21 protein-coding genes are annotated in these 24556 nt (G+C 71.5%); 7 read left to right on the top strand and 14 right to left on the bottom strand.

Annotated elements, in window-relative coordinates; translation table 11 throughout:
* The coding region (locus VFB40_RS11345; RefSeq protein WP_324849726.1) for an arylamine N-acetyltransferase at positions 1-268 on the bottom strand (268 nt) is incomplete at its 3' end.
* Positions 265-1305 (bottom strand): 3-oxoacyl-ACP synthase III family protein, encoded by a 1041-nt coding sequence (locus VFB40_RS11340; protein ID WP_324849724.1) that lies wholly within the window; start codon positions 1303-1305, stop codon positions 265-267. The genes VFB40_RS11340 and VFB40_RS11345, both read right to left, overlap by 4 nt.
* 427 nt (positions 1306-1732) lie before the next feature.
* Here VFB40_RS11340 and VFB40_RS11335 point away from each other — a divergent pair, with 427 nt between their 5' ends.
* On the top strand, positions 1733-3046 hold the full coding sequence (locus VFB40_RS11335) for an IS701 family transposase (RefSeq protein ID WP_324849722.1): 1314 nt from the start codon (positions 1733-1735) through the stop codon (positions 3044-3046).
* Between the two features lie 385 nt (positions 3047-3431).
* Positions 3432-3725: a response regulator transcription factor gene (locus VFB40_RS11330; RefSeq protein ID WP_324849720.1), complete on the top strand. Its 294-nt coding sequence runs from the start codon at positions 3432-3434 to the stop codon at positions 3723-3725.
* 109 nt (positions 3726-3834) lie between these two features.
* Here the strand turns inward: VFB40_RS11330 and VFB40_RS11325 are convergent, their stop codons facing one another.
* From VFB40_RS11325 to VFB40_RS11275, 11 genes are all read right to left on the bottom strand, one after another.
* A complete protein-coding gene (locus tag VFB40_RS11325) occupies positions 3835-4506 on the bottom strand; it encodes a hemerythrin domain-containing protein (RefSeq protein ID WP_324849717.1) in 672 nt (223 codons plus the stop codon).
* A gap of 189 nt (positions 4507-4695) precedes the next feature.
* A complete protein-coding gene (locus VFB40_RS11320; RefSeq protein ID WP_324849715.1) occupies positions 4696-6684 on the bottom strand; it encodes an anthranilate synthase family protein in 1989 nt (662 codons plus the stop codon).
* Positions 6681-7328, bottom strand: a complete 648-nt coding sequence (locus VFB40_RS11315; RefSeq protein WP_324849713.1) for an isochorismatase family protein — start codon at positions 7326-7328, stop codon at positions 6681-6683. Before VFB40_RS11315 ends, VFB40_RS11320 begins: the two co-directional genes overlap by 4 nt.
* A 60-nt stretch (positions 7329-7388) precedes the next feature.
* Positions 7389-8171, bottom strand: a complete 783-nt coding sequence (locus VFB40_RS11310; protein WP_324849728.1) for a 2,3-dihydro-2,3-dihydroxybenzoate dehydrogenase — start codon at positions 8169-8171, stop codon at positions 7389-7391.
* Between the two features lie 65 nt (positions 8172-8236).
* Positions 8237-9406 carry a 3-deoxy-7-phosphoheptulonate synthase gene (locus tag VFB40_RS11305; RefSeq protein ID WP_324849712.1) on the bottom strand — a complete coding sequence of 390 codons (1170 nt, stop codon included), beginning with the start codon at positions 9404-9406 and terminating at the stop codon, positions 8237-8239.
* A 20-nt stretch (positions 9407-9426) separates the two neighbouring features.
* Positions 9427-9669 (bottom strand): acyl-CoA carboxylase epsilon subunit, encoded by a 243-nt coding sequence (locus VFB40_RS11300; RefSeq protein WP_324849710.1) that lies wholly within the window; start codon positions 9667-9669, stop codon positions 9427-9429.
* Positions 9666-11354 carry an acyl-CoA carboxylase subunit beta gene (locus VFB40_RS11295; RefSeq protein WP_324849707.1) on the bottom strand — a complete coding sequence of 563 codons (1689 nt, stop codon included), beginning with the start codon at positions 11352-11354 and terminating at the stop codon, positions 9666-9668. Before VFB40_RS11295 ends, VFB40_RS11300 begins: the two co-directional genes overlap by 4 nt.
* On the bottom strand, positions 11351-12349 hold the full coding sequence (locus tag VFB40_RS11290; protein ID WP_324849705.1) for a beta-ketoacyl-ACP synthase III: 999 nt from the start codon (positions 12347-12349) through the stop codon (positions 11351-11353). Before VFB40_RS11290 ends, VFB40_RS11295 begins: the two co-directional genes overlap by 4 nt.
* On the bottom strand, positions 12349-14193 hold the full coding sequence (locus tag VFB40_RS11285; RefSeq protein WP_324849703.1) for a fatty acyl-AMP ligase: 1845 nt from the start codon (positions 14191-14193) through the stop codon (positions 12349-12351). The genes VFB40_RS11290 and VFB40_RS11285 overlap by 1 nt, the downstream gene beginning before the upstream one ends.
* Before the next feature lie 41 nt (positions 14194-14234).
* Positions 14235-14993: an SDR family oxidoreductase gene (locus VFB40_RS11280; protein ID WP_324849702.1), complete on the bottom strand. Its 759-nt coding sequence runs from the start codon at positions 14991-14993 to the stop codon at positions 14235-14237.
* Between the two features lie 55 nt (positions 14994-15048).
* On the bottom strand, positions 15049-16686 hold the full coding sequence (locus VFB40_RS11275) for a carboxylesterase family protein (RefSeq protein WP_324849700.1): 1638 nt from the start codon (positions 16684-16686) through the stop codon (positions 15049-15051).
* Between the two features lie 345 nt (positions 16687-17031).
* On the opposite strand from VFB40_RS11275, the gene VFB40_RS11270 reads away from it, so the two are divergent.
* Genes VFB40_RS11270 through VFB40_RS11255 form a run of 4 tightly spaced genes read left to right on the top strand, consistent with a single transcriptional unit; the run spans position 17032 to position 22031 of the window.
* The gene (locus VFB40_RS11270) at positions 17032-17937 is read left to right on the top strand and encodes an arylamine N-acetyltransferase family protein (RefSeq protein ID WP_324849698.1); all 906 of its coding nucleotides are present in this window, start codon (positions 17032-17034) and stop codon (positions 17935-17937) included.
* A 51-nt stretch (positions 17938-17988) separates the two neighbouring features.
* On the top strand, positions 17989-19617 hold the full coding sequence (locus tag VFB40_RS11265) for a class I adenylate-forming enzyme family protein (RefSeq protein ID WP_324849695.1): 1629 nt from the start codon (positions 17989-17991) through the stop codon (positions 19615-19617).
* Positions 19618-19623: 6 nt separating this feature from the next.
* Positions 19624-21384, top strand: a complete 1761-nt coding sequence (locus VFB40_RS11260) for an FAD-dependent oxidoreductase (RefSeq protein ID WP_324849693.1) — start codon at positions 19624-19626, stop codon at positions 21382-21384.
* Positions 21381-22031 (top strand): flavodoxin family protein, encoded by a 651-nt coding sequence (locus VFB40_RS11255; protein WP_324849691.1) that lies wholly within the window; start codon positions 21381-21383, stop codon positions 22029-22031. The genes VFB40_RS11260 and VFB40_RS11255 overlap by 4 nt, the downstream gene beginning before the upstream one ends.
* A gap of 74 nt (positions 22032-22105) precedes the next feature.
* Here the strand turns inward: VFB40_RS11255 and VFB40_RS11250 are convergent, their stop codons facing one another.
* Positions 22106-22684 carry a MarR family winged helix-turn-helix transcriptional regulator gene (locus VFB40_RS11250; RefSeq protein ID WP_324849689.1) on the bottom strand — a complete coding sequence of 193 codons (579 nt, stop codon included), beginning with the start codon at positions 22682-22684 and terminating at the stop codon, positions 22106-22108.
* Between the two features lie 107 nt (positions 22685-22791).
* Between VFB40_RS11250 and VFB40_RS11245 the strand changes: the two genes are divergently transcribed.
* Positions 22792-24498: an MFS transporter gene (locus VFB40_RS11245; protein WP_324849687.1), complete on the top strand. Its 1707-nt coding sequence runs from the start codon at positions 22792-22794 to the stop codon at positions 24496-24498.
* Positions 24499-24556: the final 58 nt, after the last annotated feature.

The following is a 24556-nucleotide window of genomic DNA, read 5'->3' as shown; positions in this document are numbered from 1 at the left end:
GGCTCACCCGGTAGCCGAGAGCTTCGAGCAGCATCCGGAACCCGGAGTTCAGCTCGCCGCAGCCGCCGCCGCGCCGCTTGTGCACGAGCTTGTCGTACACGTCCTCGTCCTTGATGCTCGGGATCTCCCGCAGCGTGAAGTCGAGGGTTTCGAAGGGCACTGTCATCATGTGCCGCTCCTGCAGGTGGCACAGCGCCTCGTAGTCCGGCCGCTTCGGGCGCTCGGCGCCGATCCGGTCGAGGTAGGCGTCGACGTCGATCTCGGTCATGCCGGCTTCCTTTCGTGGATGCGGTCTCGGTGCGGCCAGCGGATCAGCGCGAAGCCGAGGGTGACGCCGATGCCGAACGCGGCGAACAGGACGAGGTCGCCGGGTTGGAAGGCCTCCTCTTGCAGCGCCTCGTGCAGCGTGATGGGGATCGAGGCGGAGCCGGTGTTGCCGTACCGGTCGGCCGACAGGTGCAGCCGGGATTTCTCCAGGCCGAGCAGCGTCGGCAGGCCGAGCACGAGATTGGCATTGCCCTGATGCGGTACCAGGTGGGTCACCTCGTGCGGCGGGCACTCGCACTCGTCGAGGAACGCCTGGACCTGTCCGGGCACCAAGGAGGCCAGGATCTCGGAGATCTTGCGGCCGTCCATGTGCATGAAGTGCAGTCCCGCGTCCACGGTCTGCGCGGTCGCGGGCATCCGGGCCAGCCCGGCGCGCACGCCGGCCAGGTCCCAGTTCGCGCCGTCGCTGAGCAGCTTGGTGCGCAGGATCCCGGTGTCCGGGCCGACCGGGCCGAGCACCACGGCCCCGGCGCCGTCGCCCCACAGCACGGCGATGTGCTTGTCCTTGGGGTTGACGAACCTGGTGTATACGTCTGCTGCGACGATCAGGGCGTAGCCGCCGCTGGCCAGCAGGTGCTGGCGGGCCATAGCCAGCGAGTAGACGAAACCGCTGCACGCGGCGCTCATGTCGAAGGCGGCGGTGGTCAGCGGGCAGCCGAGGCGGCCGGCCACGACGCAGGCGGTGGAGGGGCCGAGCCCGTCCGGGGTGATGGTGGAGACGATCAGCAGCGAGAGCTGGTCCGGGCGCAGGCCGGCGTCGCCGAGGGCCTGCTCGGCCGCGTGGAACGCGAGGTCGGAGGTGGCTTCCTGCGGCGCGGCGCGGCGGCGGGTGCGGATGCCGGTCTTGCTCAGGATCCACTCCTCGGTCACGCCGCTGCTCTCGGCGATCTGTGCGTTGGTGATCACCTCGGCGGGCAGATAGGCGCCGGTGCCGACGATGCCCACGGCCGTGGTGCGGGATTCGGAAGCGACTGTCATGGGGGCGCTGCTCCTTCGCGGCGAGGCGGGACGCGGGCGGGCGGCGAGCGCGGTCGCGTGCGGACCTCAGCGATTATGCGGCGCACGATCAGGGGTCGACGATGGGTCGCGGCACAGTGTGTCAAGTAAGGCGGCGTGTCAAGTAAGAGTGCGCGTGGAGTAAGGCAGCGCGATGTGCGGAATAAGGAGGTATAAGGGTTCTGTGCGCGCCGCGAAATCGCGGCCGCGCGCATTTCGGGGCGACATCATGCCGACACATCAGGCCCTTCCGCAACGGAATTCATACCTACGAGCGAAGAATGCCGCCCATCCCACCATCGCCGATCAAAACATGGTGCGGTGCGGATCTGGGCAGCCGCGTGAGGATTCGGCAATCATCGGTGAGGTCGAGCATCACTCATCGTGACCGAGTGAACGGGGAATCTCCATGCCCGAATCCACACTGGACGCCGCCGGCGTCCTGGCCGACCTCGACGTACTCGACTTCGACGGTCTCGCCCTGGACGCTCTCGCCTCAAGCGCTCTCGCCTCAAGCGCTCTCGCCTCGAACGCTCTCGCCTCAAGCAGCATCGCCCCGGACCCGTTCGCCTCGCGCCGCGATCCGGTGTTCGCGGCGCTGGCCTGCCGGCTGTTCTCCTGCCTGCCGCGCAGCGACCAGCGCAGCCGCGGGGCCGACTATCTCAGCGGGCTGCTGGCCGCGCGCGGGCGCAAGTCGATCCGCAACATCGCGGCGCTGTTCGGCGGTTCCGAGGTGGAACAGCGCCTGCACCACTTCGTGTGCGCGTCGAACTGGGACTGGGTGCCGATGCGCATCGCGCTGGCCGAGTACCTGGAGGACGTCGCCGCCCCGGCGGCCTGGGTCGCGGCGCCGCTGATCGTCCAGAAGACCGGCAGCAACTCGATCGGGGTGGAGCGGCGGTTCGTGCCGGAGCTCGGCCGGGTGCTCAACGCACAGCAGGCGGTCGGCGTGTGGGCCGCGAACGCGGAGGTCAGCTGCCCGGTCAACTGGCGCCTGCAACTGCCGGGCTCGTGGCTCGATGACCGGGCCAGGCGGCGGCAGGCGATGATCCCGGACGGGGTGGGTCCGAGCAGCCTGGAGGAGTGCACGCTCGACGCCTGCCTGGAGACCGCGCGCGACTGGCGGCTGCCGCGGCGCACGGTGGTGCTGGACGCGCGCTCGATGAACGCGGCAGCGCTGGTGCGCAGGCTGCGCGCCGCCGGCGTCCCGTTCCTGATCCGGGTCTCCGGCGGGCTGCGGCTGGCCGCGGCGGACAGCGCGCTGGCCCGGTGGAGCACCAGGCCGCAGCCGGCCGGCTTGATCATGAAGGTCGCGCGGACCCTCACCCGCCCGGTGGCCTGGCGCAACCACGAGGCAGGAGGCGGCCGGCGCAACGGCATGGTCGCGGCCGTGCGGGTGCGGCTCGGCTTCGACGCCGACGCCACGGAGCTGTGCCTGTTCAGTGTTTCCGGCCCGCAGCCTGCTTCCGGCGAACCGGGCGGCGCGGGCGCGGAGCTCTGGCTCGCCGACCGGATGCCGGAGGAGGTGCCCGCGCTGGTGCGGTTGACCCGGCTCACCGGCCGGGTGCGCCGGGATCTGCGCGAGGTGTCCGACCACGTGGGGGTGCGCGACTTCACCGGCAGGTCGTACGGCGGCTGGCACCGGCATCTCACCTTGGCGTCGGCGGCGCATGCCGTCCGAGCGCTGGGCAGGGCCGGGGCGGGCGTGCCCGCGACGTTCTAGGGCCCGCGGCGGCGTGTTCTCTCGAACCCGACGGGCTGCGGCGCGAAGCGCCCGGCGATCAAGGCAGACGGGGCGCTCGGGGTTGTCCGCATGCGCGCGGGGTCGGTCAAGGGGCGTCCCGCGAGCATGCGCCCACGTCGCGGGCCTCCTGCGCGCCTTGCAACGCGCTTGACAGCGCTCTCCTACTCCTCTTATCTTCTAGTTATCTTAGAGACTAAGATGCACTGGAGTTAAGAGTCTAACTGTCCGGGCACGAACGCAACGTGAAAGCAGGCGCGAGATGATCCCGCCCCTCAAAACGTCGACGCCGGCCGGAACCACGTCCGCGGAGTGCGGCTCCGCGGACCACGCAATGAAACAGCAGACTTCCACACGTACAGCGCGGATGAGTACGGCCGAGGCACCGGCGCGGCTGACCCGGCGAGAGACCGCCGTGCTGCGCCTTATCGCACAGGGCTTGAGTAACGCGGAGATCTCGCAGCGGCTGTCAGTGAGTGAACACACCGTCAAGTCGCACGTCCAGCGGCTGCTCGAAAAGCTCGGCGTGCGTAACCGCGTGCAGGCGGTCATCTACGCGTATGAAGTCGGCGCGGTCCGGCCGGGTCGGCGCGAGGCTCAGCACCCTGAGCCGATGCCGTGGCTGCGCCCGAGCGAACAGCCCTTGCTCGCGCGCGGGTAAGCAAGCGCCGGATCGCTCCCCTTGACCATCCTCCCCTCCCCGGCTGCTGTCCCGTGCAGCAGCGCCAGAGCCCGCCGCCCGGTTTCCGGGCGGCGGGCTCCGTGCGTGATCAGCCGGCGGTGCTCCAAACGCCCTTGCGCGCGTACTTGGGCGCCAGCACCCGGCGGTAGACCAGCCGTGCGGGCGCCGGGAGCAGCGCCATCGCACGCTGATACGTCTCGTCGGACGCTCCGCTCAGCGCCCAGGGCAGCACCTCAAGGCCCTGGCTCAAGGTCTGCATCTTGCGCGAGTGGTTGGGGAACGCCCGCCACTCCTTCTTGGTCAGATGCTCCTCGATCAGCGGCAGCGCCTCCAGTTCCTCGTGGATCAGGTGGCCGGTCAGCGCCTCGGCGGCGTCGGCCACCGCGTCGGCAAGGCCGCTGCGATCAGCCGCCGCGTATGCCGCGTCGATGCGTTCGAGCAGCGGATCGATCTGCGCGTGCTCGCGTTCCATCGCGTCGAGCACCTCGACCGCCGCCGGGCCGGCCGCCTTGCGCCGCAGGACCGGCCAGAGCGTCGCGTCCTCGGACACATGGTGGACATGCAAGTGGTGCTTGAACCCCGCCCAGCCGGCCCGCACGCCCGGGGCCTGCTCCGTGCCGTCCGCGACGGCGGCGGCCAGGCGCCGCAGGTCCCGTTCGAAGGCGTCGTGGGTGGCGTACATCGCCGCGAAGTTGATCCTGCCGCCGGCCTGATTGCGGCGGCGGGCCTCCGCGCGCCGATCGGTCTGCTCGATCGCCATGAAGGCCTCGCTTTCAAGGGAGCGCACGGGCGGGCGCGCCGGAAAACGCGGGCGCGCGCCCGTGAAAGAAACGGATAAAGGAGATCCCCGGTTACTTCGAATATACCCCAGATCAGGCCTCGGCGATACGCGTTCCGATCACGACAGGACCCTGTTTCCGTCCTGCCGGATCGGTGATTCCACGCTGCCTTAAACGCGTCCGGAAGATGAATTCTGGAGGGCCGGCGTCAATATTCGCCGCAGCAATTCGCCGACGATTCTCGGCCCGTCGAGGGTGAGCACGGACTCGACGTGGAACTGGGTGGAGGCGAAGCGCCGGCCGAGCAGGCCGTAGACCTCGCCGGTGGACGGGTTCCGGCTGACGCGTACCCGCCCGGCGCGGGCCGCGGGGAAGGAGTCCACGGCGCAGTGCGCGGCAAAGGAGTTGTAGAACCCGACCCGCTCGCTCGCGCCGAAGAACTCGATCTCGCGCTGCAGGCCCTGGTTGGGCACCGGCAGCGGGCCAACCTCGAGGCCGAGTCGCCGGCACAGGACCTGGTGGCTCAGGCAGACCGCGAGGAACGGCCGGCGCGTACGCAGCAGCTGCTGCGCCGCCTCGTGCAGGTGCCGGATCTTCGGGCGGGTCAGCTCCCGTGGATCGCCCGGCCCCGGACCGAGGACGACCGCGTCGGAGTCGTCTAGCGAGTACGCCTCGTCGAAGCGGCGCACCTCGATGCGCAGCCCCAGCGCGGCCAGCTGGTCGCCGAGCATCCCGGTGAAGGTGTCCTCCGCGTCGACGAGCAGCACCCGCAGACCCTCAAGTCCGGGCAGCGGATCGCGGCGCTGCGCGTGCGGCGCCGTCCAGAACGCTGAGATGTTCCGGTTGCGTTCGGCGAGCGCCTGGGCAACCCGCTGATGCCGAGCGAAACCGGGCTGCGCGGCCGTGCGCGGCAATGGGCCGGCGCTCGTGGCCAGTGTGCCCGCCGGCGGCACGGGCCGCAGCGCGGCCAGCAGTCCGGCCGCCTTGGCCATGGTCTCCGCGACCTCGTCCCACGGGCGGGAGTGGCGCACGAGGGTCGCGCCGACGCTCAGGCGCAGCGCCCCGGTCCGGTCGATCTCGGCGGTGCGGATCAGGATGGCCGAGTCGAGCGCGGCGGCGCCGGCTTCGTCGCGGCCGAACAGCGCGACGGCGCCGGCGTAGTAGCCGCGCCCCTCGGGCTCGTATTTGCGGATCACCCGGCAGGCGCTCTCCAGCGGGCTGCCGGTGACGGTCGGAGCGAACAGCGTGCCGCGCAGGATCTCCTGCGGGGTGCGCGCGCTGGCGCCCTCGATGAAGTACTCGGTGTGCGCGAGGTTCGCCATCTCCTTCAGCCGCGGGCCGGTCACCCGGCCGCCGCCGTCGCAGACCAGCGACATCATCTTCAGTTCCTCGTCGACGACCATGTACAGCTCGTCGATCTCCTTGGGGTCGCGCAGGAAGTCCAGCACGCCGGAGAGGGTCGGGCCGTCCGGCGGATAGCGGTAGGTGCCGCTGATCGGGTTCATCGACACGGTGCCCGAGTCGAGTCCGACGTGCCGCTCCGGCGACGCGCCGATCAGCGTGGTGGCGCCGGTGTACACGATGAAGGTCCAGTACGCGCCGCTCTCCTGGGCCAGCAGCCGGTTGAACAGGGCCAGGCCGCGGTGCGGGCCGTAGCCGCCGATCCGGGCGGTGAAGGAGCGCTTGATGACGAAGTTGGCCCCGACGCCGTGGCCGATCTCGTCGTCCAGCACGGCGCGCACGGTCGCCGCGTACGTCTCGTCGTCGATGTCGAATCCGGCCCCGGACAGCTCCACGGGCAGGTCGGGAATGCGGGCTCGTACTTCGTCGGCGGCGATCGCGGCTTGGCCGGTGATGCGCATCCCGATCAGCGGTGCGCCGTCGTCCACGCACTCGTATCCGCGTTCTGCGATCTGCCGATAGGGCACCAGGGCCAGCAGGTCGTGGCGGGCTCCGGGTTCGGCGTCCCGCGCCGGCGGCACCGGCAGGTCCGCAAGGTTCTGATACTCGCCGACCTCGCCGACCAGCACTTCGAGCACGCCTCTGCGGAAGGACGCGGGCCGGTGGATCAGCGCGAAGGGCGGCGGGTCGGCGGACAGGATCCGGTCGAGCAGGCCGCCGTGGTCCGCGTCGAGGCCGCAAGGCCGCCGGAAGATCACGGCGCCACCTCCTTGGCCGCCATGCCGATCAGCCGCTCGGTGCTCTCGACCACCGCGCAGCGCCGTGCCGCGTATTCGATCGTCATGCGGTGGTCCGCGAGGGAGAAGTCCGCGATGGCGTCCGCGGCGAGGAAGGTCTGGATGTCGTGGGAGAACGACTCGACGGCCGAGGCGAGGACGCCGACATGGCCGTACACGCCGCAGATCACCAGCTGGTCGCGGCCGTTGGCGCGCATCGCGTCGAGCAGGCCGGAGCGGTGGAACGCGCTGTACCGCCACTTCGTGAGCGTCCAGTCCTCCAGGGCCGGGGCCAGGGCCGGGACGACGTGCCGGTCGGCCGGCGCGGTAGTCATGCCCGGTCCCCAGAAGTCGGCCAGCAGGCCGCGCTCCTGTCGCGTCATACCGCCGGGCTGGGCGGTGTACGCGATCGGCATGCCGCTTTGGGCGCAGGTCTCGCGCAGCCGTGCGGCGTTGGCGATGAGGGCTTCGCGCAGCTGTCGCGGCAGCGGACGCAGGAAGAAGCGCTGCATGTCGTGCACGAGCAGCACGGCGCGGCCGGGATCGACGGTCCAGGTGGCGATGTTGGGCGGTAGGTCGCCGGGGCCGGGCAACGGATAGGGCTCGATGACAGGGATGCCGCTCATCGGGCCACCCGGTCTCGGCTCGGCGCCGGCAAACCGCGCGTCCTACGTCTCAGACTGTTGTTAAACACCGAGCGTCGCGCCTCCGTCCACGGTCAGCGTGTGCATGGTGATGTGCGAGGCCTGATCCGAGAGGAGGAACGCGACGGCGTCCGCGACGTCCTGCGGCCGGCCGAGTTTGCGCAGCGGGATGCCCACCTTGTACGCGCCCAGGTTTCCGTGGAGCGTGCTCGCTTCGCCGGACTCGTCGGACCACATGGCCCGCAGCATCGGGGTGTCGGTCGATCCGGGGGCCACGAGGTTGCAGCGGATGCCGTGCTCCGCGACCTCAAGGCCGAGGCATTTCGTGTACGACTCGGCGGCTGCCTTCGAGGCCGCATACGCCGACATCTGGCTGCGCGCGGTCCCGGCGGCGTTGGACACCACGGTCACCACCGCGCCGCGGCGGCGCGGCAGCATGCGGCGCACCACGGCCCGGGACATGAGGAACACGCCGGTGGCGTTGACCGCGAACGTCGCGCTCCAGTCCTGGTCGGTGAGCTCCACCGCCGCGCCGAGGCGCAGGATCCCGGCCGCGTTCACCAGGTAGTCCGGCGGCCCGAGCAGTTCGGCCGCCTCGGCCACCGCCGCCTCGACCTCGGCCGGATCGGACACGTCGGCGGGCACCGGGTGGATCGTGCCGCCGTCCGCGGCGATCTTCTCCGCGCACTCGCGCAGCCGCCGCGCGTCGCGGTCCACGGCGGCGACCGCCATGCCCCGCTCAGCCAGGGTGCGGGCCACGGCCGCGCCGATTCCGCTCGCCGCGCCGGTCACGATCGCGGCCGGCGCACTGTCAGTACTCTGCATCACTTCGTCGACTCCACTCATGCGCCGCGGGAAGGCTGTCGGTTCGGGCTGGCGCGACGCTGCGTTCAGCCCTGCCAGGCTGCGGCGACCTGGACCGCTTGCTGCGGGTTGAGCCGCGGGTCGCACAGCGTGGTGTACTTGTGCGCGACCCGGTCGGTCCAGGATTCGCAGGGCACGCATTCGGTCACCGCGTCCGGCGTGGTCTCCAGGTGCAGTCCGCCGGCCACGCCGCCGGAGGTGTTCACCGCCCACTGGAAACCGCGCACCTCGGCGATCACGGTGTCGAGCAGGCGGGTCTTGAGTCCGTCGGGAGTGGTGATCGTGTTGCCGTGCATGGGGTCGCACAGCCAGATCACCGGGTGGCCGGCCGCACGCACCGCCCGCACCAGCGCGGGCAGCCGCCGCGTGACCAGGTCGGCGCCCATGCGGGAGATCAGGGTGAGCCGTCCGGGCTCGCGGCGCGGGTCGAGCTGCTCGCACAGCGCCACCGCCTCGTCCGGGGTCATCTGCGGGCCTACCTTGCAGGCGACCGGGTTGACGACGCGGCGCAGCATCGCCACGTGCGCGCCGTCGAGCTGCCGGGTGCGCTCGCCGATCCAGGGGAAGTGGGTGGAGGTCAGCAGCAGCCCGCCGGCGCTGGTGTGCCGCAGCATCGGGATCTCGTAGTCGAGCAGCAGCGCCTCGTGGCTGGTCCACACGCCGGCCTCGAGCAGGGGCTCGCGCCGGCCCCACCAGCCGAGCCGGTTGACGATCAGGTCGGCGGAGGCGTAGCAGTCCAGGATCCGCCGCGGGTCGGGGCGGCGGCGCTCCTCGGTGGGCTCCGGCAGGTTGACCATGTGGCCGCGGTACGGCGTCAGGCGGCGCCCGCCGACCTGCTCGACCGGGTTGGAGCGGGGCTTGCAGTACTGCCCGGCGATGCGGCCCACGCGCAGCACCGGCTTGTGCGCGGCCATGCGCACGGTGCCGGCCAGCAGGTCGAGCAGCGCGCGTTTGCGGGAGACGTCCACCGCGCCGCACTCGGCGGGGTCCTCGGCGCAGTCGCCCGCCTGAACGATCAGGGCCCTGCCCTGCGCCACATGGGCGAGCAGGGAACGCAGGGTACGCACATCGTGGGCGCCGACCAGCGGGCGGCGCGTCTCCAGCTCGCGCACCACCCGGTCGACCTGGTCCCGGTCCGCCCAGTCCGGCTGCTGGCGGGCGGGCGCGGATCGTATTTCCTGCAGTACGTCGTGCATCGGGTCTCCAAAGATCGGGATCACGACCAGCCGCCGGCGCGCCAGGCGCCGGCGCCTCGGGGCAGCACCGACGGCGGGGGCACGGGACGGGAACGCCAGCGCGGCGGCGGCTGCGGCGGGGGCGCGTCGAGCACGGCGAGCAGCGCGGTCACCGCCGCGAGCAGTTCCTCGTCGGTGGGGTTCCCACGCACCTCGAACTGACTGAGGTCCACCGCGCCCGGCTCCGCGACCAACGCGCCACACATGACAGGCTTCTGATTCACAGTGGTATGTTCCCGTGCTTGCGGCTGAGCCGGGACGCGCGCTTGTCCTGCAACGCCGCCAGCGCCGAGGCGACCCGTGTGCGGGTTTCGTGCGGCATGATCACCGCGTCCACGTAGCCGCGCTCCGCCGCCAGGTACGGGGTGCACATCTCGTCTTCGTACTGCGCCAGCAGGCGGGCGCGTTCCGCGGCCGGGTCCTCGGCCGAGAGCAGGGCCTTGCGATGCAGCACGCTCACCGCTCCGGCGCCGCCCATCACCGCGATCTCGGCCGTGGGCCAGGCGAGATTGACGTCGATGCCGAGGTGCTTGGAGCCCATGACGCCGTAGCCGCCACCGTAGGCCTTGCGGGTGATGACCGTGACCATCGGCACGGTGGCTTCGCAGTACGCGTACAGCAGCTTCGCTCCGCGCCGGATGATGCCGCCGCGCTCCTGGTCCACGGAGGTGAGGAATCCGGGCACGTCGACGAAGGTCAGGACCGGAATGTGGAAGGCGTCGCAGAGCCGGATGAAGCGCGCGGCCTTGTCGCTCGCGTCGCAGTCCAGCACGCCCGCAAGATGCAGCGGCTGGTTGGCGACGACGGCGACGCTGCGCCCGTCGATCCTGGCCAGCGCGCAGATCACGTTGCGGGCGAAGTCGGGGTGCACCTCGACCAGTTCGCCGTCGTCGACGACGGTGCGCACCACGCGCATCATGTCGTACGGCTCGGAGGCCCGGTCCGGGATGAGGCTGTCGAGCGCGTAGTCCTGCTCGGTGGGGTCCGGGCGCGCGGCGGTGGCGTAGGCCGGCGGATCGGACATGTTGTTCGAGGGCAGATGGCCGAGGAAGAGGCGCACGTGCTCGAAGGCCTCGGCCTCGGTGGCGGCGCGGTAGTGGGCGCAGCCGCTGACGGAGTTGTGGCTGAGCGCGCCGCCGAGGTCCTGGGTGCTGACCGTCTGCCCGGTGACCGCGCGCAGCACCTCCGGCCCGGTCACGAACATGTGCGAGATCTCGTCCACCATCACGACCAGGTCGGTGAGCGCCGGGGCGTACACCGCGCCGCCCGCGCACGGGCCCACCATGATGGAGATCTGCGGCACCACGCCGGAGGCGGCCACGTGCCGGCGCACGATCTCCGCGTAGTAGGCCAGGGAGACGACGCCCTCGTGGATGCGCGCGCCGCCGGAGTCGTTGATGCCGATGATCGGGCAGCCGGTGCGGATGGCGAAGTCCATGACCTTGACGACCTTCTCGCCGAACGCCTCGCCGAGGCTGCCGCCGAGCACGGTGAAGTCCTGAGAGAACACGCACACCCGGCGCCCGTCGATGGTCCCGTACCCGGTGACCACACCGTCGCCGTACGGGCGGTTGCGCTCGATACCGTAGCTGTGGCTGCGGTGGCGCACCAGTTCGTCGAACTCGACGAAGGAGCCGGGATCGAGCAGCTGCTCGACCCGGTCCAGCGCGGTGGCCTTGCCCTTGTGGCGTTGGGCCTCGGCGGCCGGGCCGGTGCGCTGCGCCTCGAGCTGCGCCCTGCGGCGGCCGAGCTCGGCCAGCCGGCGCGCGGTGCGACCGCTCTCAGGGTCCGCATTCGCCGGCGCGGCCGTGGAGGCGGGAGCGCCGGAGACCGTCTCCGCTTGTGCGCTCTGCTCAACGACGGCGTTCTTGTCGATCAGGGCGTTCTTGTCGATCGTGGTCTGGCTCATGGCAGCTCGACCACCTGCGCCGCGTACACCAGACCGGCCCCGAAGCCGACCATCAGGGCCTTGCTTCCGCCCGGCAGGCCGCCGCGGTTGACCAGGTCCTCGAGCGCCAGCGGCACGGAGGCGGCCGAGGTGTTGCCGAACTCGGTGACCTCGCGGGCCACCAGCACGTTGTCCGGCAGGCCCATCGCCTTGACCACCGCGTCGATGATCCGGCCGTTGGCCTGGTGCGGGATGAACGCCGAGATCTCGTCCTCGCCGACGCCGGCCGCTTCCAGGGCCTGCCTGCTCGCCTTGGGCGCGACCTGCATCGCCCAGCGGAACACCTCGGTGCCCTCCATGCGCAGCGTCGGCCACGGCAGATCGGGCTGGTCGCGCAGGTCCAGCCAGGTGTGGTTGTGCTGGATGAGGTGGTGGCCGTCGCCGTCGGAGCCCCAGACCACCGGGCCGACGCCGGGCCGCTCGGCCGGTCCCAGGACCACCGCTCCGGCTCCGTCGCCGAACAGGAACGCCGTGCCGCGGTCCTCGGGGTCGACGATGTCGCTCATCTTCTCCGAGCCGATCACCGCGACGTACCGCGAGCTGCCGGATCGGATCAGCGCGTCGCCCATCGCGAGGCTGTAGCAGAACCCTGCGCAGGCCGCGCCGACGTCCATGGCGGCGGCGCCGCGCGCGCCGAGCGCCGAGGCGACCCGGGGCGCTCCCGGCGGGCACTGCTCGAGCCGCGAGACGCTGGCCAGCAGCACGGTGTCCAGCAGCTCCGGCGAGAGGCCCGCGTGCGCCATCGCCTTCGCGGCGGCCCCGGCGGCCATGCTCAGCACGGTCTCATCGGGCCCTGCGATGCGGCGCGCGGCGATGCCGCTGCGCTTGCGTATCCACTCGTCCGAGGAGTCGATGCGCCGGCAGATCTCGTCGTTGCCGACGATCCGGGCGGGCCGGTAGCCGCCCACGCCGAGGATCGCTGACCCGGGCGAGCCGGCGCGCACTGCTGTGTCCATCAGTTCCCGTCCTTGATCGCGGTGAGCGCCAGGGTGCCTTCGAGGTACTGCCGGCGGCAGCTGCGGCGCTGCACCTTGCCGCTGGAGGTCTTGGGCAGCGAGCCGCGGCGCACCAGCACCACGTCGTCCGCGTGCAGGCGGTGCGAGTCGTACACGGCCGCGCGGATGCGTTCGCGCAGCGCTTCGGGGCCGTCCTCGCCGAACGCCCGGCCGGCCGCCTCGACGACGAGGACCAGCTGTTCGGCGGTGCCGTCGTCCACGGAGAAGGCCACCGAGCTGTTCGGGCCGAGCCGGGGTTCGGCGCTCTCGACCGCGAACTCGATGTCCTGCGGGTAGTAGTTGCGGCCCTTGCGGATGATGACGTCCTTGAGGCGTCCGGCCACGAACAGCTCCCCGCGGTGCATGAAGCCGAGGTCGCCGGTGCGCAGGTAGGTGGGTGATTCAGGGTCCTGCTCCGTGGCCGCGCGGGCGCGGAAGATCTCCTGGTTCTCCTGTTCGCGGCCGAGGTATCCGGCGGCGACGCAGGGGCCGCTGATCCAGATCTCGCCGACGCGGCCCTCCGGCAGCGGCTCGCGGGTCACCGTGTCGACGATCCACAGCCGGGTCTCGCCGACCGCGACGCCGCTGCCGACCAGGGGTAGCGCACCCGTCTGGTCTTCGGGCACCTGCTCGACGCGATCCTCGCGCAGGGCGTCGGGATCGACCCACAGCACGGTGGGCTTCTGGTCGAGCGGGCTGCCGCTGGCCTTGAGGGTGTTCTCGGCCAGGCCGAAGCCGGGGCACATCGCCTCCGGCCGGAAGCCGACGGCGGCGTACGCGGCGGTGAACTGCTCGACCACGCCCCAGCGCACCGGTTCGGCGCCGTTGCCGGCCACCCGCCAGCAGGACAGGTCGAGGTCTTCGGGCACGCCGTGCTGCGCCGCCTCGCGCACGCACAGTTCGTAGGCGAAGCTCGGTCCGGCGCTGTGCGTGCCGCGGAACCTGGAGATCGCCTGTGGCCAGCGGCCCGGGCGGCGCACGAAGGCGGCCGGGGCCATCAAGTACGAGGGGGCGCCGGCCCACAGCGGCGCGATGATGCCGAAGAGCATGCCCATGTCGTGCACGTGCGGAAGCCAGGAGACGAACACCGCGCCCTCGCCGCAGGGCCACAGCTCGTCGGTCTCGGCCGCGTTGGCGAGGAAGTTCGCGTGGCTGATCATCACGCCCTTCGGGTCGCCGGTGGAGCCCGAGGTGTACTGGAGCAGCGCCGTGCTGTTCGGATCGAGGGCGATTGACTCAGGGTCTTGCGACGCGTTCGCGGCTGCGGCGCGCTGGCTTCCCGCGGCGTCGGCGGCTGCCGCCGGCGGTGCGTCCGTGGCGAGCAGCGTGAGGCCGTCGAGTTGCCGTGAGCCGGAGAGTCCGGCACGCAGACCGTCGAGCGTCGCGCCGTCGGTGAGGATGACGCGCGCCCCCGAGTCGTCGGCGATCTTGCGCAGCCGCTCGTAGCCGCGCTCCCGGGTCGGCACCTGGACCGGCGCTCCGGCGATCCCGGCGTACATGCAGCCGAACAGGCTCTTGACGAACTCAAGGCCCGGCGGATACAGCATCAGGGCATTGCCCTGTTGGAGCCCGGCGGCGCGCAGCGCGCTCGCGCGTTCGGTGGCGGCCCGGTCGAGTTCGGCGTAGGTCAGGCTCTCGCCGGGCTCTTCGCCGTCGAGCAGGAAGACGAACGCCGTGCGGTCCGGCTGCTGTGCCGCGCGTCGGCGCAGCACCTCGGGCACGGTGACCGCGCCAGTCGCGGCCGCCCGCGGGATGCGCGCGGCGGCTCGGGAGTCGTTGGGCACCGCGGTGACTGTGCTGATCATCGTGCTCGCCTTCCTGTGGTCGACGGGGAGGAAACGCGGCTTCACGCGCCCAATCCCGCCCCGCCGTCGACGCTTATGGTCTGAAGGTTGATATAAGAGGCCTTGTCGGAAAGCAGGTAGCCGACGAGTTCGGCGATGTCCGCGGGCCGCGCGGTGCGGCCCAGCGGGATGCCGGTGCGGAACCGGTCGGGCAGGCCGTCGATGGTGCCCTTGGGCGCGGCGCCGGGGACGGAGCGGGCGACGGTGTCCAGCGCGCCGTGCGCGACGACGTTGCATCGCACGCCGTGCCGGGCTACTTCCAGACCCAGGCATCGGGTGAACATCGCCGCGGCCGCGGATGCCGCGCAGAATGCTGATGCTCCGGCGCGCGGCACGCCGACTGCGGCTGTGACGGTGACGATCGCGCCGCGGCGACGCGGGACCATCCGGCGCGCCACCGCCTGGGAGAGCAGGAACACGCCGGTGACGTTGGTCTCGAAGGCGTCCAGCCAGTCCGCGTGCCGGTATTCCGCGACGTCGCCGAGGCGTTGCGCGGCGGCGGCGTTGACCAGGAAGTCGATCTCGCCGAGTTCGCGCTCGACCTCGGCGACTGCGGTCTGGGCCGACTGCGCGAGCGCGGGATCCGCCGGGAAGGCGCGCACGGTCAGGCCGTCGGCGGCCAGCTTCTCCGCCTTCTCCCGCAGCCGCGGCTCGTGCCGGTCGACGGCCGCGACCGCCAGGCCCTGCCGGCCGAGGACGCGGGCGATCTCGGTGCCGACCGCTGCGGCGGCTCCGGTGACGACGGCGACCTGCTGTGCCATGGGTTCCCTCCACCTCGTGGGGCCGGGTCGGGTATTCGTGGTCGGCGCGGGCGGATCAGGGGCGCGGGAGCAGGCCGGTGTCGTCCCAGAAGCGCAACTGGCGCCGCTTCGGCGTGCCCGCCACCCGGGCGACCTGCGGGCCGCCGAGAATCAGCGTGCTGGGAAGCTCCGGGTCGAACCGCGGCCAGGGCGGCGCGTCCTGTGCCTTCGGTTCACCGGTGTGCGCGAACGAGGCGACCAGTTCGATGAAAATCCTTGAGACGCGCCGCTCCTGTGGCCCGTCGCCGAACTGCGCGACGTTGAGCGGATGGGCGTGCGAGCCGAACAGGAATTTCGAGGTCGCATCGTGCGGGGTGCCGAAATGCGGTGCGCGCACCGGGTGCGCGAACTGCATCAGGTAGCCGGGGGCGCGGCCGGTGCGGGCGTGCTTCTCGGCCAGGCGCACGCCTTGGTGGCGGAACAGCGCGTCGCCCCAGACCTCGGTCCACAGCGTGCGCGGGTCCATCGGCAGGCCCTCGTCCTCGGCGGCGTCGCGGTAGGCCCACACGCAGGCTTCGGCGAGGTCTGCTTCAGGCTGCGGGGTGATCTTGGTGAGCACCGCGCGCACCGCCGCGTAGAGCTCGGCGCTGTCGGTGGGGGCGGGCGGCGCCGGCGGGAAGGAGAGTGAGAGCGGATCGGTGAAGAAGGAACCCTCGGTCGCCGTGTGAATGCTCATGATCGACACGTTGGGTGTCGGTGCGCTGTATGCGAGCTCTGTGACGGTGTCTCCGTCGAGAATCGGGCCGCGATATTCCCGTCCGCTGGCGACGCGGCGCGTGTCCGGGCTGCCGCTGAACGCGTCCAGCCAAGCCTGGTGGAACGCGGGGTGCGGAATGCTGCGCAGGCCCCTGACATCGGTGCCGAATTGCGCGGCGATGGCTTGGTACACGCTGCGGGAGTCCTGGGGCGTGAGCGCGGTCGCGGGCGGCAGGCCGTGCGCGGCGCTGATGCTGATCAGCCTGCGGATGTTGCGATCGCGGGCGCGCAGCGCGAGCAGCCAGGCCGTCGCGCCGCCGGCGGAGGTGCCGCACAGCGTGATGTTCTCCGGGTCGCCGCCGAAGGCCGAGATGTTCGCCGAGACCCAGTCCAGCAGCGCCGCCTGGTCCTGCATTCCCCAGTTGGCGCACAGCCCGGTGCGGGGGTCCGCGAGCTCCTCGTGCAGTCCCCAGCCGAAGCCGGAGAGCCGGTAGTTGAAGTTGACCACGACGAGTTCGCCGGTCTCGGCGAGCAGCGCGCCGTCGAAGGTCGGGACGCTGCCGGCGCCGACCTGCCAGCCGCCGCCGTGGATGTAGACCAGCACCGGGAACCGGCCCGCGGTATCAGGTGTCCATACGTTGGCATACAGCGCGTCTTCGCTGCTCTCGGGTGCGCCGGACTGAACGAACGGCGGGCTGAACCCGGCCGCGGACCGGTGCCCGGTCCACGGCTCGGGCGGCTGTGGGGAGCGGAACCGCAGTGCGCCGATCGGGGGCTGGGCATAAGGCACGCCACGGAATACCGCGACGCCGCCTTCGCGGCTGCCGTCGACAATTCCGTACGCGGTGGGCACGGACACGGATGCGAATACGGCATTCGAATCAGAATCCGCAGCAGCCGTGCGCGCAGACGCGGTGCCTTCGATCAGGGTGGACGCACCGCCCGCTGATTCGATCACGCCGGTCCCTTTCCGTGAACCCGGTTCCCGAACGCCGCCGAGCGCGGCTGGGTATATCGGGATTCTGCGAAGCGCCGCGGCGGGCGGCCAAGATCTCCCGCGGCACTCTGTCAGGTGGCCGGGAGTTCATCAGGTCCCTCAGTCACCCCCGACGTGACGGACCCTGCCGAGGCGCGTTGACGCTGGCCGCAGCCGGATGCGAGCTTGCCAAGCGCCCGCAGTAAGCGGGAGGTACGGCGCACCGTAAATCACAATGCCCTGACAACACCGCCGCCGTGGCGAGCCCGCCGAACCTGACGAAAGTCAGGAACCTAACGTACCTGACGAACCCGTGGAGCGACCCCCATGACCGTTCAGGCCACCCGCCCGCCCGCCCGACCGGAACCGCAGGCACCCGCGCGGGTGCGCCATGACGGCGAGACCGACTGGCAGGTCGCGGAACTCGACCTGGAGGCGTACCTCGACAGAATCGGCTACCGCGGGCCGCGCGAGGCCACCGGCGTCGCGCTCGCCGCGCTGCACCGGGCGCACACGGAGGCGATCGCGTTCGAGAACGTCGAGGTGGCGCTCGGCCGGCCGGTTCCGCTCGACCTGCCCTCCCTGCAACGCAAATTCGTGCGCGACCGGCGCGGCGGTTACTGCTTCGAGCACAATCTGCTGTTCGCCGCGGCGCTCGAACGCCTCGGCTTCCAGGTGGAGCGGCACCTCGCCCGGGTGCGCCGCGGCAGCACCGTCGTGCGCTACCGGGCGCACGCGTTCCTGCGGGTCACCGCGCAGGACGGGCTCTGGCTCGCGGACGTCGGATTCGGCGACGAGGGCCTGATCGAACCGATCGCCTTCGAGCCCGGGGCGGTGGCGCGGTGCGGCGGCTGGACTTGGCGGCTGACCGACGAGGGCGAGCACTGGGTGCTGCAAGCGCTGCACCCGGACCGCTGGTTCGACCTGTACGCCTTCCGCTTGGAGCGCCACGTCCTCCCGGACTTCGAGGTCTCCAACCACTTCACCGCCACGCACCCGCGCTCCACCTTCGTCGGCCGGCTGATCGCGATGCGCGGCAGGCCGCGGGTCCGGCACACCCTGGTCGACCGGGAGCTGACGACAAGGCGCTGCGACGGCCGCGAGGAACGCATCGAGCTGCACGACGACGCGGTCGTGCGCGCGCTGCGGGAACTGTTCGGCGTCCCGGTTTCCGCCGAGGACGCGCACGAACTGTGTCAACGCCTGCCGGCGCTCGGGACCGCGCGGCGCTAGCCGCGCACACGACTACGACAGCCCTCTACGAGCCTCCAGGAGGCACCGAGCATGTTGCACATTCCGCTGGGCAGGCGAGGGCTCTACCTCGGCCTGCTCCCGGCCGCCAGCGCGAAGAAGTACCCTGACACGCTGATCCGGCTGGACCACGACATGGACGCCTGCCCGGAGGCCGGCCGGTCGATCACGACCGCGCGGCTGGCCGCGCTGGTCGACGACTTCGCGGGCCGGCTGTGGGCGGCCGGGGTGCGGCCGGGTTCGCGCGTCGCGCTGTACAAGCGGCACAACTTCGACATCTACCTTCTCGGCTGCGCGATCGCGCGCCTCGGCGCGGTGCCCGCGCTGCTCTCCCCCGCGCTCGACGGCGAGACCGTGGCCGCGCTGCTGGCCCGGCTCGACCAGCCGTTCCTGCTGACCGACGCTGGCAAGCTCGGTGAAGAGCTGGCCGGCCGGCCGCTGCGCGAGCTGACCGCCCGCGTGATCACGGCCGGTCTGGTGACCGGCTCCGCAGCGATCGACGCCGCCGTCGTGGACGCCCTCGACCTCGGCACGCTCGCCGGGTCGGCGCTGCCGCGGATCACCATGCCTGACATCGACAGTCCGGCCTTGATGACGCACACCTCGGGCACGACCGGGATCCCGAAACTTGTCGTGCACACCGCGCGTTCCCTGGCCGGCCGGCTGCGGCCGCAGGCGCTGCTGGCCAAGCTGGTGCGCGACCCAGGACCGTACGCGCTGCACATCTCCTTCGTGCACTCGCGCATGTTCATGGCGATGGCCATGGCGCTGCCCAAGGGCATGCCCACGCTGGTGCTCGCCGACGGGGAGCCGCAGAAGGTGGCCGAGCTGTTCGCCGAGCACCGGCCCGGCATCGTGGAGACGCATCCGAACTCTTATGTCGAGTGGGAGGCGCTGGTCGGCCACCCGCTGCGGCCGCTGGCCAACGTCGGGCTGTTCAGCGGCACCTTCGACGCCATCCACCCGGGCACCATCGACAAGCTGCTGTCCGCCTCGGAGCGCGCCAGGCCGCACTTCTTCCAGATCTACGGGCAGAGCGAGTGCGGCCCGCTGACCGGCCGCCGCTACAACCCGAAGAACGCGGCTTCGGCCGACGGACGCTGCCTTGGCCGCCCGCTGCCCGGCATGACGCATATCAGGATCGTGCCGCGCAACGGGCAGCGGCCCTCGAAGCGGACGCCGGGCTTCGTCGAGGCGCGCACCGACGGACGCGCGGTCGGCTACTTCGGCGAGGAGTCGAGGTTCCGCGCCGAGGAGAGCGGCTCCTGGTGGCGCACCGGCGACGTCGGCTTCCGGACCTGGCGCGGCTGCGTGCACATCCTGGACCGGGCCGTGGACGTGATCGACCAGGTGGAGAGCACGCTGGAGATCGAGGACTCGGTGCTCGGGCGGATGGCGGAGCTGATCGAGGTGGTGGTCATCCCGGGCCCGAGCCGCGAGCCGCTGCCGGTGGTGTGCACCCGGCACGACGAGCCGCTGGACCTGGAGCGCTGGCGCGCGGCCGTGGCGAACTTCCCGCAGCTGGCCGACCCGGTGCAGCTGCCGCTGGCCGAGCTGCCGCGCACCGCCACCATGAAGGTGCAGCGCATCGAGCTCTCCCGGCGGCTGCGGCAGCGCTTCGAGGACACCGGTTCGCTCGCCGCGGCCCCGGGCCCGAGGTAGCCGGCCGTGTCGACGAGCCCATCGCAGAGCGCTGCGGCGCGCCTGGACACGTCTCAGACCACGGCGGCTCATTCGGACGCGCCTCAGATCACCGTCTCTCACACCACCGCCTCTCACACCACCGCCTCTCTGACAACCGCGCGCCCGGACCGGCCCCGCCTCGACGTGCTCGTGGTCGGGGCCGGTCCGGTGGGCCTGTTCACCGCCTGCGAGCTGCTGCGGCACGGCCTGAGCGTGCGCCTGATCGACCGGGCGGCGCAGCCCGCGCAGGTGCCGCGCGCCCTGGCGCTTTGGCCGCGCGCCCTCGACATCCTCGCCGACCTCGGCGTCGGGGAACGGTTCGAACGCGCCTCGATCCCCATCACCGGCGCCGAGTATTACTCGGGCGGCGAGCGGCTCGCCGTCTTCCGCGCGCCCGGGCCGCTGCAGCCGCGGCACCTGCCGCAGTACGAGACCGAGCGGCTGCTGGCCGACCGGCTGCACGAGCTGGGCGGCAAGGTGGAGCGCGGGGTGCGGCTGCTGAACTTCGACGACCTCGACTTCTCCGGGCGCATCGCCGCCGCCGGCCAGATCACCTCAGTGCTCGAACACAGCGGCGAGGACGGCGCCGGCAGCGGCACCGTGGAGCGGGTCGCCTCCTGCTTCGTCGTGGGAGCAGACGGCGCCGGCAGCACCGTGCGCGGCCTGATCGGCGCCGGGTTCACCGGCAGCACGTACGAGCTCGCATTCGCGCTCGTCGACACGAAGGTGACGCAGCGGGTGCCGAATACGCTGCCGCGCGGCAGGCTGCTCTACTACCAGGCGCCCACCGGAACGCTGATGATCGCGCCGCTTCCCGGCGACGTGTTCCGCATCCTCGCTGTGCTGCCCGAGCGCGACCAGGAGGTGACGGTCGAGTTCATGCAGCAGCTCCTCGACGCGCGCGGCCCCGGCGGGATCACGATCACCGAACCGGTGTGGCAGACCGTGTACCGAGTGCACGCGCGGCAGGCGACCGAGTACCAGCGCGGGCGTGCGTTCCTGGTTGGCGACGCCGCGCACGTGCACAGCCCGGCCGGCGGGCAGGGCATGAACAACGGCATTCAGGACGCTTACAACCTGGCCTGGAAGCTGGCCGCGGTCCTCGGCGGCCGGTCGCCGGTCTCGCTGCTGGACGGCTACACCGCCGAGCGAGTCGAGGCCACGAACCGGATCATCGCGGACACCGATCGCCAGACCCGCGCTTGGATGGCGGGAAACAGGGTTCGCATGGCGGTGCGCGACACCGCGTTCCGGCTCGCGGCACGCATCGGAGTGGTGCCGCGGTATGTCATCCCGGTGATGGCCGGACGGCGCGTGATGTACACACCGCAGCGACCGAGTCAGACGCCGTCGGGCAATCCTCCGTGCCGCCGCTTCGAACGCCTGCCCGGCCGACACCGGACCGGCATGGTGTTTCCGCGCTCCGCCGCCGTCGCGCTGCACATGAACGGGACGCCCGACTCCCCGCCCGGCTGGACGCTGGTCGCGGTGACCCGGCCTGGCGACGCGGCCTGGCACGCCCGACTGAAGCAGGTCACCGAGCAGTACCCGCACATAAGCACCGTGCGAATGTCCACGCGTGAGGCGCGCGCGGTGACGGGCTGCGCGGTGACCGGATTTCACCTGGTGCGGCCGGACGGGCACATCCAGGCGCACGGCCACGCGGCGGATCTGGAGCAGTTGCGCCGGGAATTGGAACTGGCCTTGCTGCCGGCCGCGCCCGACTTCGGAGGGAGCCCGCGATGACGCCCGACCCGACGGGTGCCGACCCGACCGGCACAACGCCGACCACCCCCTTGCCGATCAGCTCTGCCCCGTTCGTCGCGGTCGCCTACTACTCCGGCTACGGACACACGACGCCGCTGGCGGAGGCGGTTCGCGACGGCGCGATCGAGGCGGGAGCCGCGGCCGAGCTGATCGCGGTGGCTTCGATCAGCACGGAACAGTGGGCCCTGCTCGACGCCGCCGACGCCATCGTGTTCGGCGCGCCCACGTACATGGGGTCGGCGGCCTCGGCGTTCCACGTCTTCGCCGAGTCCACCTCCGCGCGCTGGGCCCGGCGCGCCTGGAGCGACAAGCTCGCCGCGGGCTTCACCATGTCCGGCGCGATGAGCGGTGACAAGCTGCACACCCTGCAGTACTTCGCGATCCTGGCCGCGCAGCACGGCATGCACTGGATCAACCTCGACCTGCCGGCCGGCTGGAACAGCTCCACCGGATCCGAACACGACCTCAACCGGCTCGGCTTCTCGCTGGGCGCGGCGGGCCAGTCCCCGATCGACGTGGGCGTGGAGGGAGTGTCCAAGGCCGACGTGGAGACCGCACGCCATCTCGGCCGCCGCGTCGCTTCCTGCGCGGCGCGGCTGACGGCGCGCGGCCATGCCGAACCGTGAGCCGCCCGCGTCTTACGCAGCGTCATTTTGCGGCGTGTCGCCTTGCGCGGCGTGTCGTCACACGCGCCATCGTCCTACGCGGCGTCCTGCATCCCCTCGACCGCGTGCTGGATCACCTCGTGGCAGCCCGCGATGTAGCGGGTGATGTCCTCGAGCTGCTGCTTGCTGAAGGTGGAGCAGAGCCGGTTCAAGCCCGCGATCATCGGGCCGAAGACCGCGTTGAAGGTCTCGATGTCCTTGCCGGTCAGCTCGACGAAGATCTTGCGGCGGTCGTGCTGGTCGCGCACCCGGCGCACGTAGCCGTCGCGTTCCAGCCGGTCGAGCACCCCGGTGATCGCCCCGGTGGTCAGGCCGGTCAGCCGGGCCAGGTCGCCGGGGGTGCGGGCCGGCTCGCCGGGCACCCGCTGCAGGTGCGCGATGATCGCCACGTCGGTCGGGCGGATGCCGGCCGCGCGGGCGGTCGCGGTCTGCAGCGAGATCAGCGAGACCGCCAGCGAGCGGCCGGCCGTGGCCAGGGGCGGGATGCTCTCCAGCCACGCCTCGCTGCCGGGCACCAGGGGCCGGGGGCCGCCAGACGCCGCGCCGGCCGCGCTTTCCCCGCCGGCCACCGCACGTTCACCGGTCGCAGAAGCCTCACTAGCCGTGCTTGACATGACCCGCCGTTCCTCTTAACATCCAAATATCTTTGTTACTAAGAGATATATTTCTTGAGACTCTTAGTACGGACTATAACACTCGGGCAACGCGAAGGAAAGGCGACATGACTTCGCCACAAGATACGTCAGCGCCGGTGCAGCCCGCGGCCGGTTCCGCGCAGCCTCTCGACCCCAAGCGCTGGCTCGCCCTGACCGTCGTGTTGGTCGCGGCCTTCATGGACCTGCTCGACGTCACCATCGTCAACGTCGCGATCCCGAGCATCCAGCGCAACCTCAACGCCGGGTACTCCGAGATCCAGTGGGTCGCCGCGGGCTACGCGCTGGCCTTCGCGGCCGGCCTGATCACCGGCGGGCGGCTCGGCGACATCTACGGCCGCAAGCGCATCTTCCTCATCGGCATCGTCGGATTCACCGCGGCCTCGGCGCTGTGCGGCGTCGCCACCGGGCCGCAGTTCCTGATCGGCGCGCGCGTCTTCCAGGGCGCGATGGCCGCGCTGATGGTGCCGCAGATCCTCGCCATCATCCACGTCACCTTCCCGAAGGAGGAGCGCGGGAAGGTCTTCGGCATGTACGGCGGGATCGCCGGGTCGGCCACCGTGTTCGGCCCGATCATCGGCGGCCTGCTGGTGCAGTACAACATCCTCGGGCTGCACTGGCGGCCGATCTTCCTGGTGAACGTGCCGATCGGGATCTTCGGCGTGCTGGCCACCCTGGCGTACATCCGCGAGTCGAAGTCCGAGACCGCGCTCAAGCTGGACCTCGGCGGCATGCTCCTGGCCACGGCCGGGGTGCTGCTGCTGGTCTATCCGCTGACCGAGGGCCGCCAGCTCGGCTGGCCGGCCTGGGCGTTCGGCATGCTCGGCGCCTCGGTGGCGGTGCTGGCGCTGTTCGTCTACTACAGCCACGTCACGGCCAAGCGCGGCGGCTCCCCGCTGCTGCCGCTGAGCCTGTTCAAGGCACGCAGCTTCGCCGGCGGGTTCAGCGTGAACCTCGCGTTCAACCTGGCCACCGGCAGCTTCTTCCTGATGTGGACGCTCTACATGCAGGTCGGCCTCGGCTGGACGCCGCTGCACGCGGGCCTGACCGGGCTGCCGTTCTCGGTCGGCCTGGCGCTCGCGGCGGCCCTGTCGGTGCAGTACCTGGCGCCGTCCATGGGCCGCTACACCCTGATCACGGGCGGGGTCATCGTGTGCCTCGGCGCGCTGCTGTTCATCGGGACCGCGGACCGCTACGGCGCCGGCATCGACTCCTGGAAGATGATCCCGGCGCTGTTCCTGCTCGGCGCGGGCGTCGGCCTGGTGGTCTCCACGCTGATGGACTTCGCGCTCACCGACGTGCCGCACGAGGCGGCGGGCTCGGCCTCGGGCGCGATCAACATGACCTGGCAGGCGGGCATGACCATCGGCATCGCGATCGTCGGGGTGATCTTCCTGTCCCCGCTGTCCGGCCAGGCCGCCCGCAGCGTGGACTCGCTCGCCCCGCGGATCAGCACCCAGCTGACCGCGGCCGGGGTCCCCGCGCCGCTGCACGGCCCGATCATCTCCGGCTACAAGACCTGCGCCCAGGATCTGGCCGGGGAGACCGACCCGACGGTGGTTCCGGCCAGCTGCAAGCAGGCCCCGCCGTCCGAGCTGCCGCCGCAGACCGCGGCGAAGATCGGGCAGGTGCTCACCGCGCAGAGCCCCACCGTGCAGGCCGACGCGTTCTCCCGGGCCTTCAAGATCGGCCTGATCTACGTCATCGGGCTCGTACTCGTGGTCACCGCGATGATGTTCTCCCTGCCGAAGAAGGCCAAGCCGCAGGAGCTCTAGCGCCAAGGCACTGACAGCGCGGCGCGGGCCACGGCCCGCGCCGCGCCGGACGAGGAGG

It is taken from the genome of Actinocrinis sp. (assembly GCF_035650855.1).
Taxonomy (GTDB): domain Bacteria; phylum Actinomycetota; class Actinomycetes; order Streptomycetales; family Catenulisporaceae; genus Actinocrinis.
Note: the sequence above shows the minus strand (reverse complement) of the source record. Positions and strands in the feature narration are given on the sequence as shown.

Bases quoted from the DNA above. Each gene is read 5' to 3' on its own strand.
- VFB40_RS11340 (WP_324849724.1), bottom strand. From the start codon at position 1,305: ATGACAGTCGCTTCCGAATCCCGCACCACGGCCGTGGGCATCGTCGGC.
- VFB40_RS11335 (WP_324849722.1), top strand. From the start codon at position 1,733: ATGCCCGAATCCACACTGGACGCCGCCGGCGTCCTGGCCGACCTCGAC.
- VFB40_RS11330 (WP_324849720.1), top strand. From the start codon at position 3,432: ATGAGTACGGCCGAGGCACCGGCGCGGCTGACCCGGCGAGAGACCGCC.
- VFB40_RS11325 (WP_324849717.1), bottom strand. From the start codon at position 4,506: ATGGCGATCGAGCAGACCGATCGGCGCGCGGAGGCCCGCCGCCGCAAT.
- VFB40_RS11315 (WP_324849713.1), bottom strand. From the start codon at position 7,328: ATGAGCGGCATCCCTGTCATCGAGCCCTATCCGTTGCCCGGCCCCGGC.
- VFB40_RS11310 (WP_324849728.1), bottom strand. From the start codon at position 8,171: ATGCAGAGTACTGACAGTGCGCCGGCCGCGATCGTGACCGGCGCGGCG.
- VFB40_RS11305 (WP_324849712.1), bottom strand. From the start codon at position 9,406: ATGCACGACGTACTGCAGGAAATACGATCCGCGCCCGCCCGCCAGCAG.
- VFB40_RS11295 (WP_324849707.1), bottom strand. From the start codon at position 11,354: ATGAGCCAGACCACGATCGACAAGAACGCCCTGATCGACAAGAACGCC.
- VFB40_RS11290 (WP_324849705.1), bottom strand. From the start codon at position 12,349: ATGGACACAGCAGTGCGCGCCGGCTCGCCCGGGTCAGCGATCCTCGGC.
- VFB40_RS11285 (WP_324849703.1), bottom strand. From the start codon at position 14,193: ATGATCAGCACAGTCACCGCGGTGCCCAACGACTCCCGAGCCGCCGCG.
- VFB40_RS11280 (WP_324849702.1), bottom strand. From the start codon at position 14,993: ATGGCACAGCAGGTCGCCGTCGTCACCGGAGCCGCCGCAGCGGTCGGC.
- VFB40_RS11270 (WP_324849698.1), top strand. From the start codon at position 17,032: ATGACCGTTCAGGCCACCCGCCCGCCCGCCCGACCGGAACCGCAGGCA.
- VFB40_RS11265 (WP_324849695.1), top strand. From the start codon at position 17,989: ATGTTGCACATTCCGCTGGGCAGGCGAGGGCTCTACCTCGGCCTGCTC.
- VFB40_RS11255 (WP_324849691.1), top strand. From the start codon at position 21,381: ATGACGCCCGACCCGACGGGTGCCGACCCGACCGGCACAACGCCGACC.
- VFB40_RS11250 (WP_324849689.1), bottom strand. From the start codon at position 22,684: ATGTCAAGCACGGCTAGTGAGGCTTCTGCGACCGGTGAACGTGCGGTG.
- VFB40_RS11245 (WP_324849687.1), top strand. From the start codon at position 22,792: ATGACTTCGCCACAAGATACGTCAGCGCCGGTGCAGCCCGCGGCCGGT.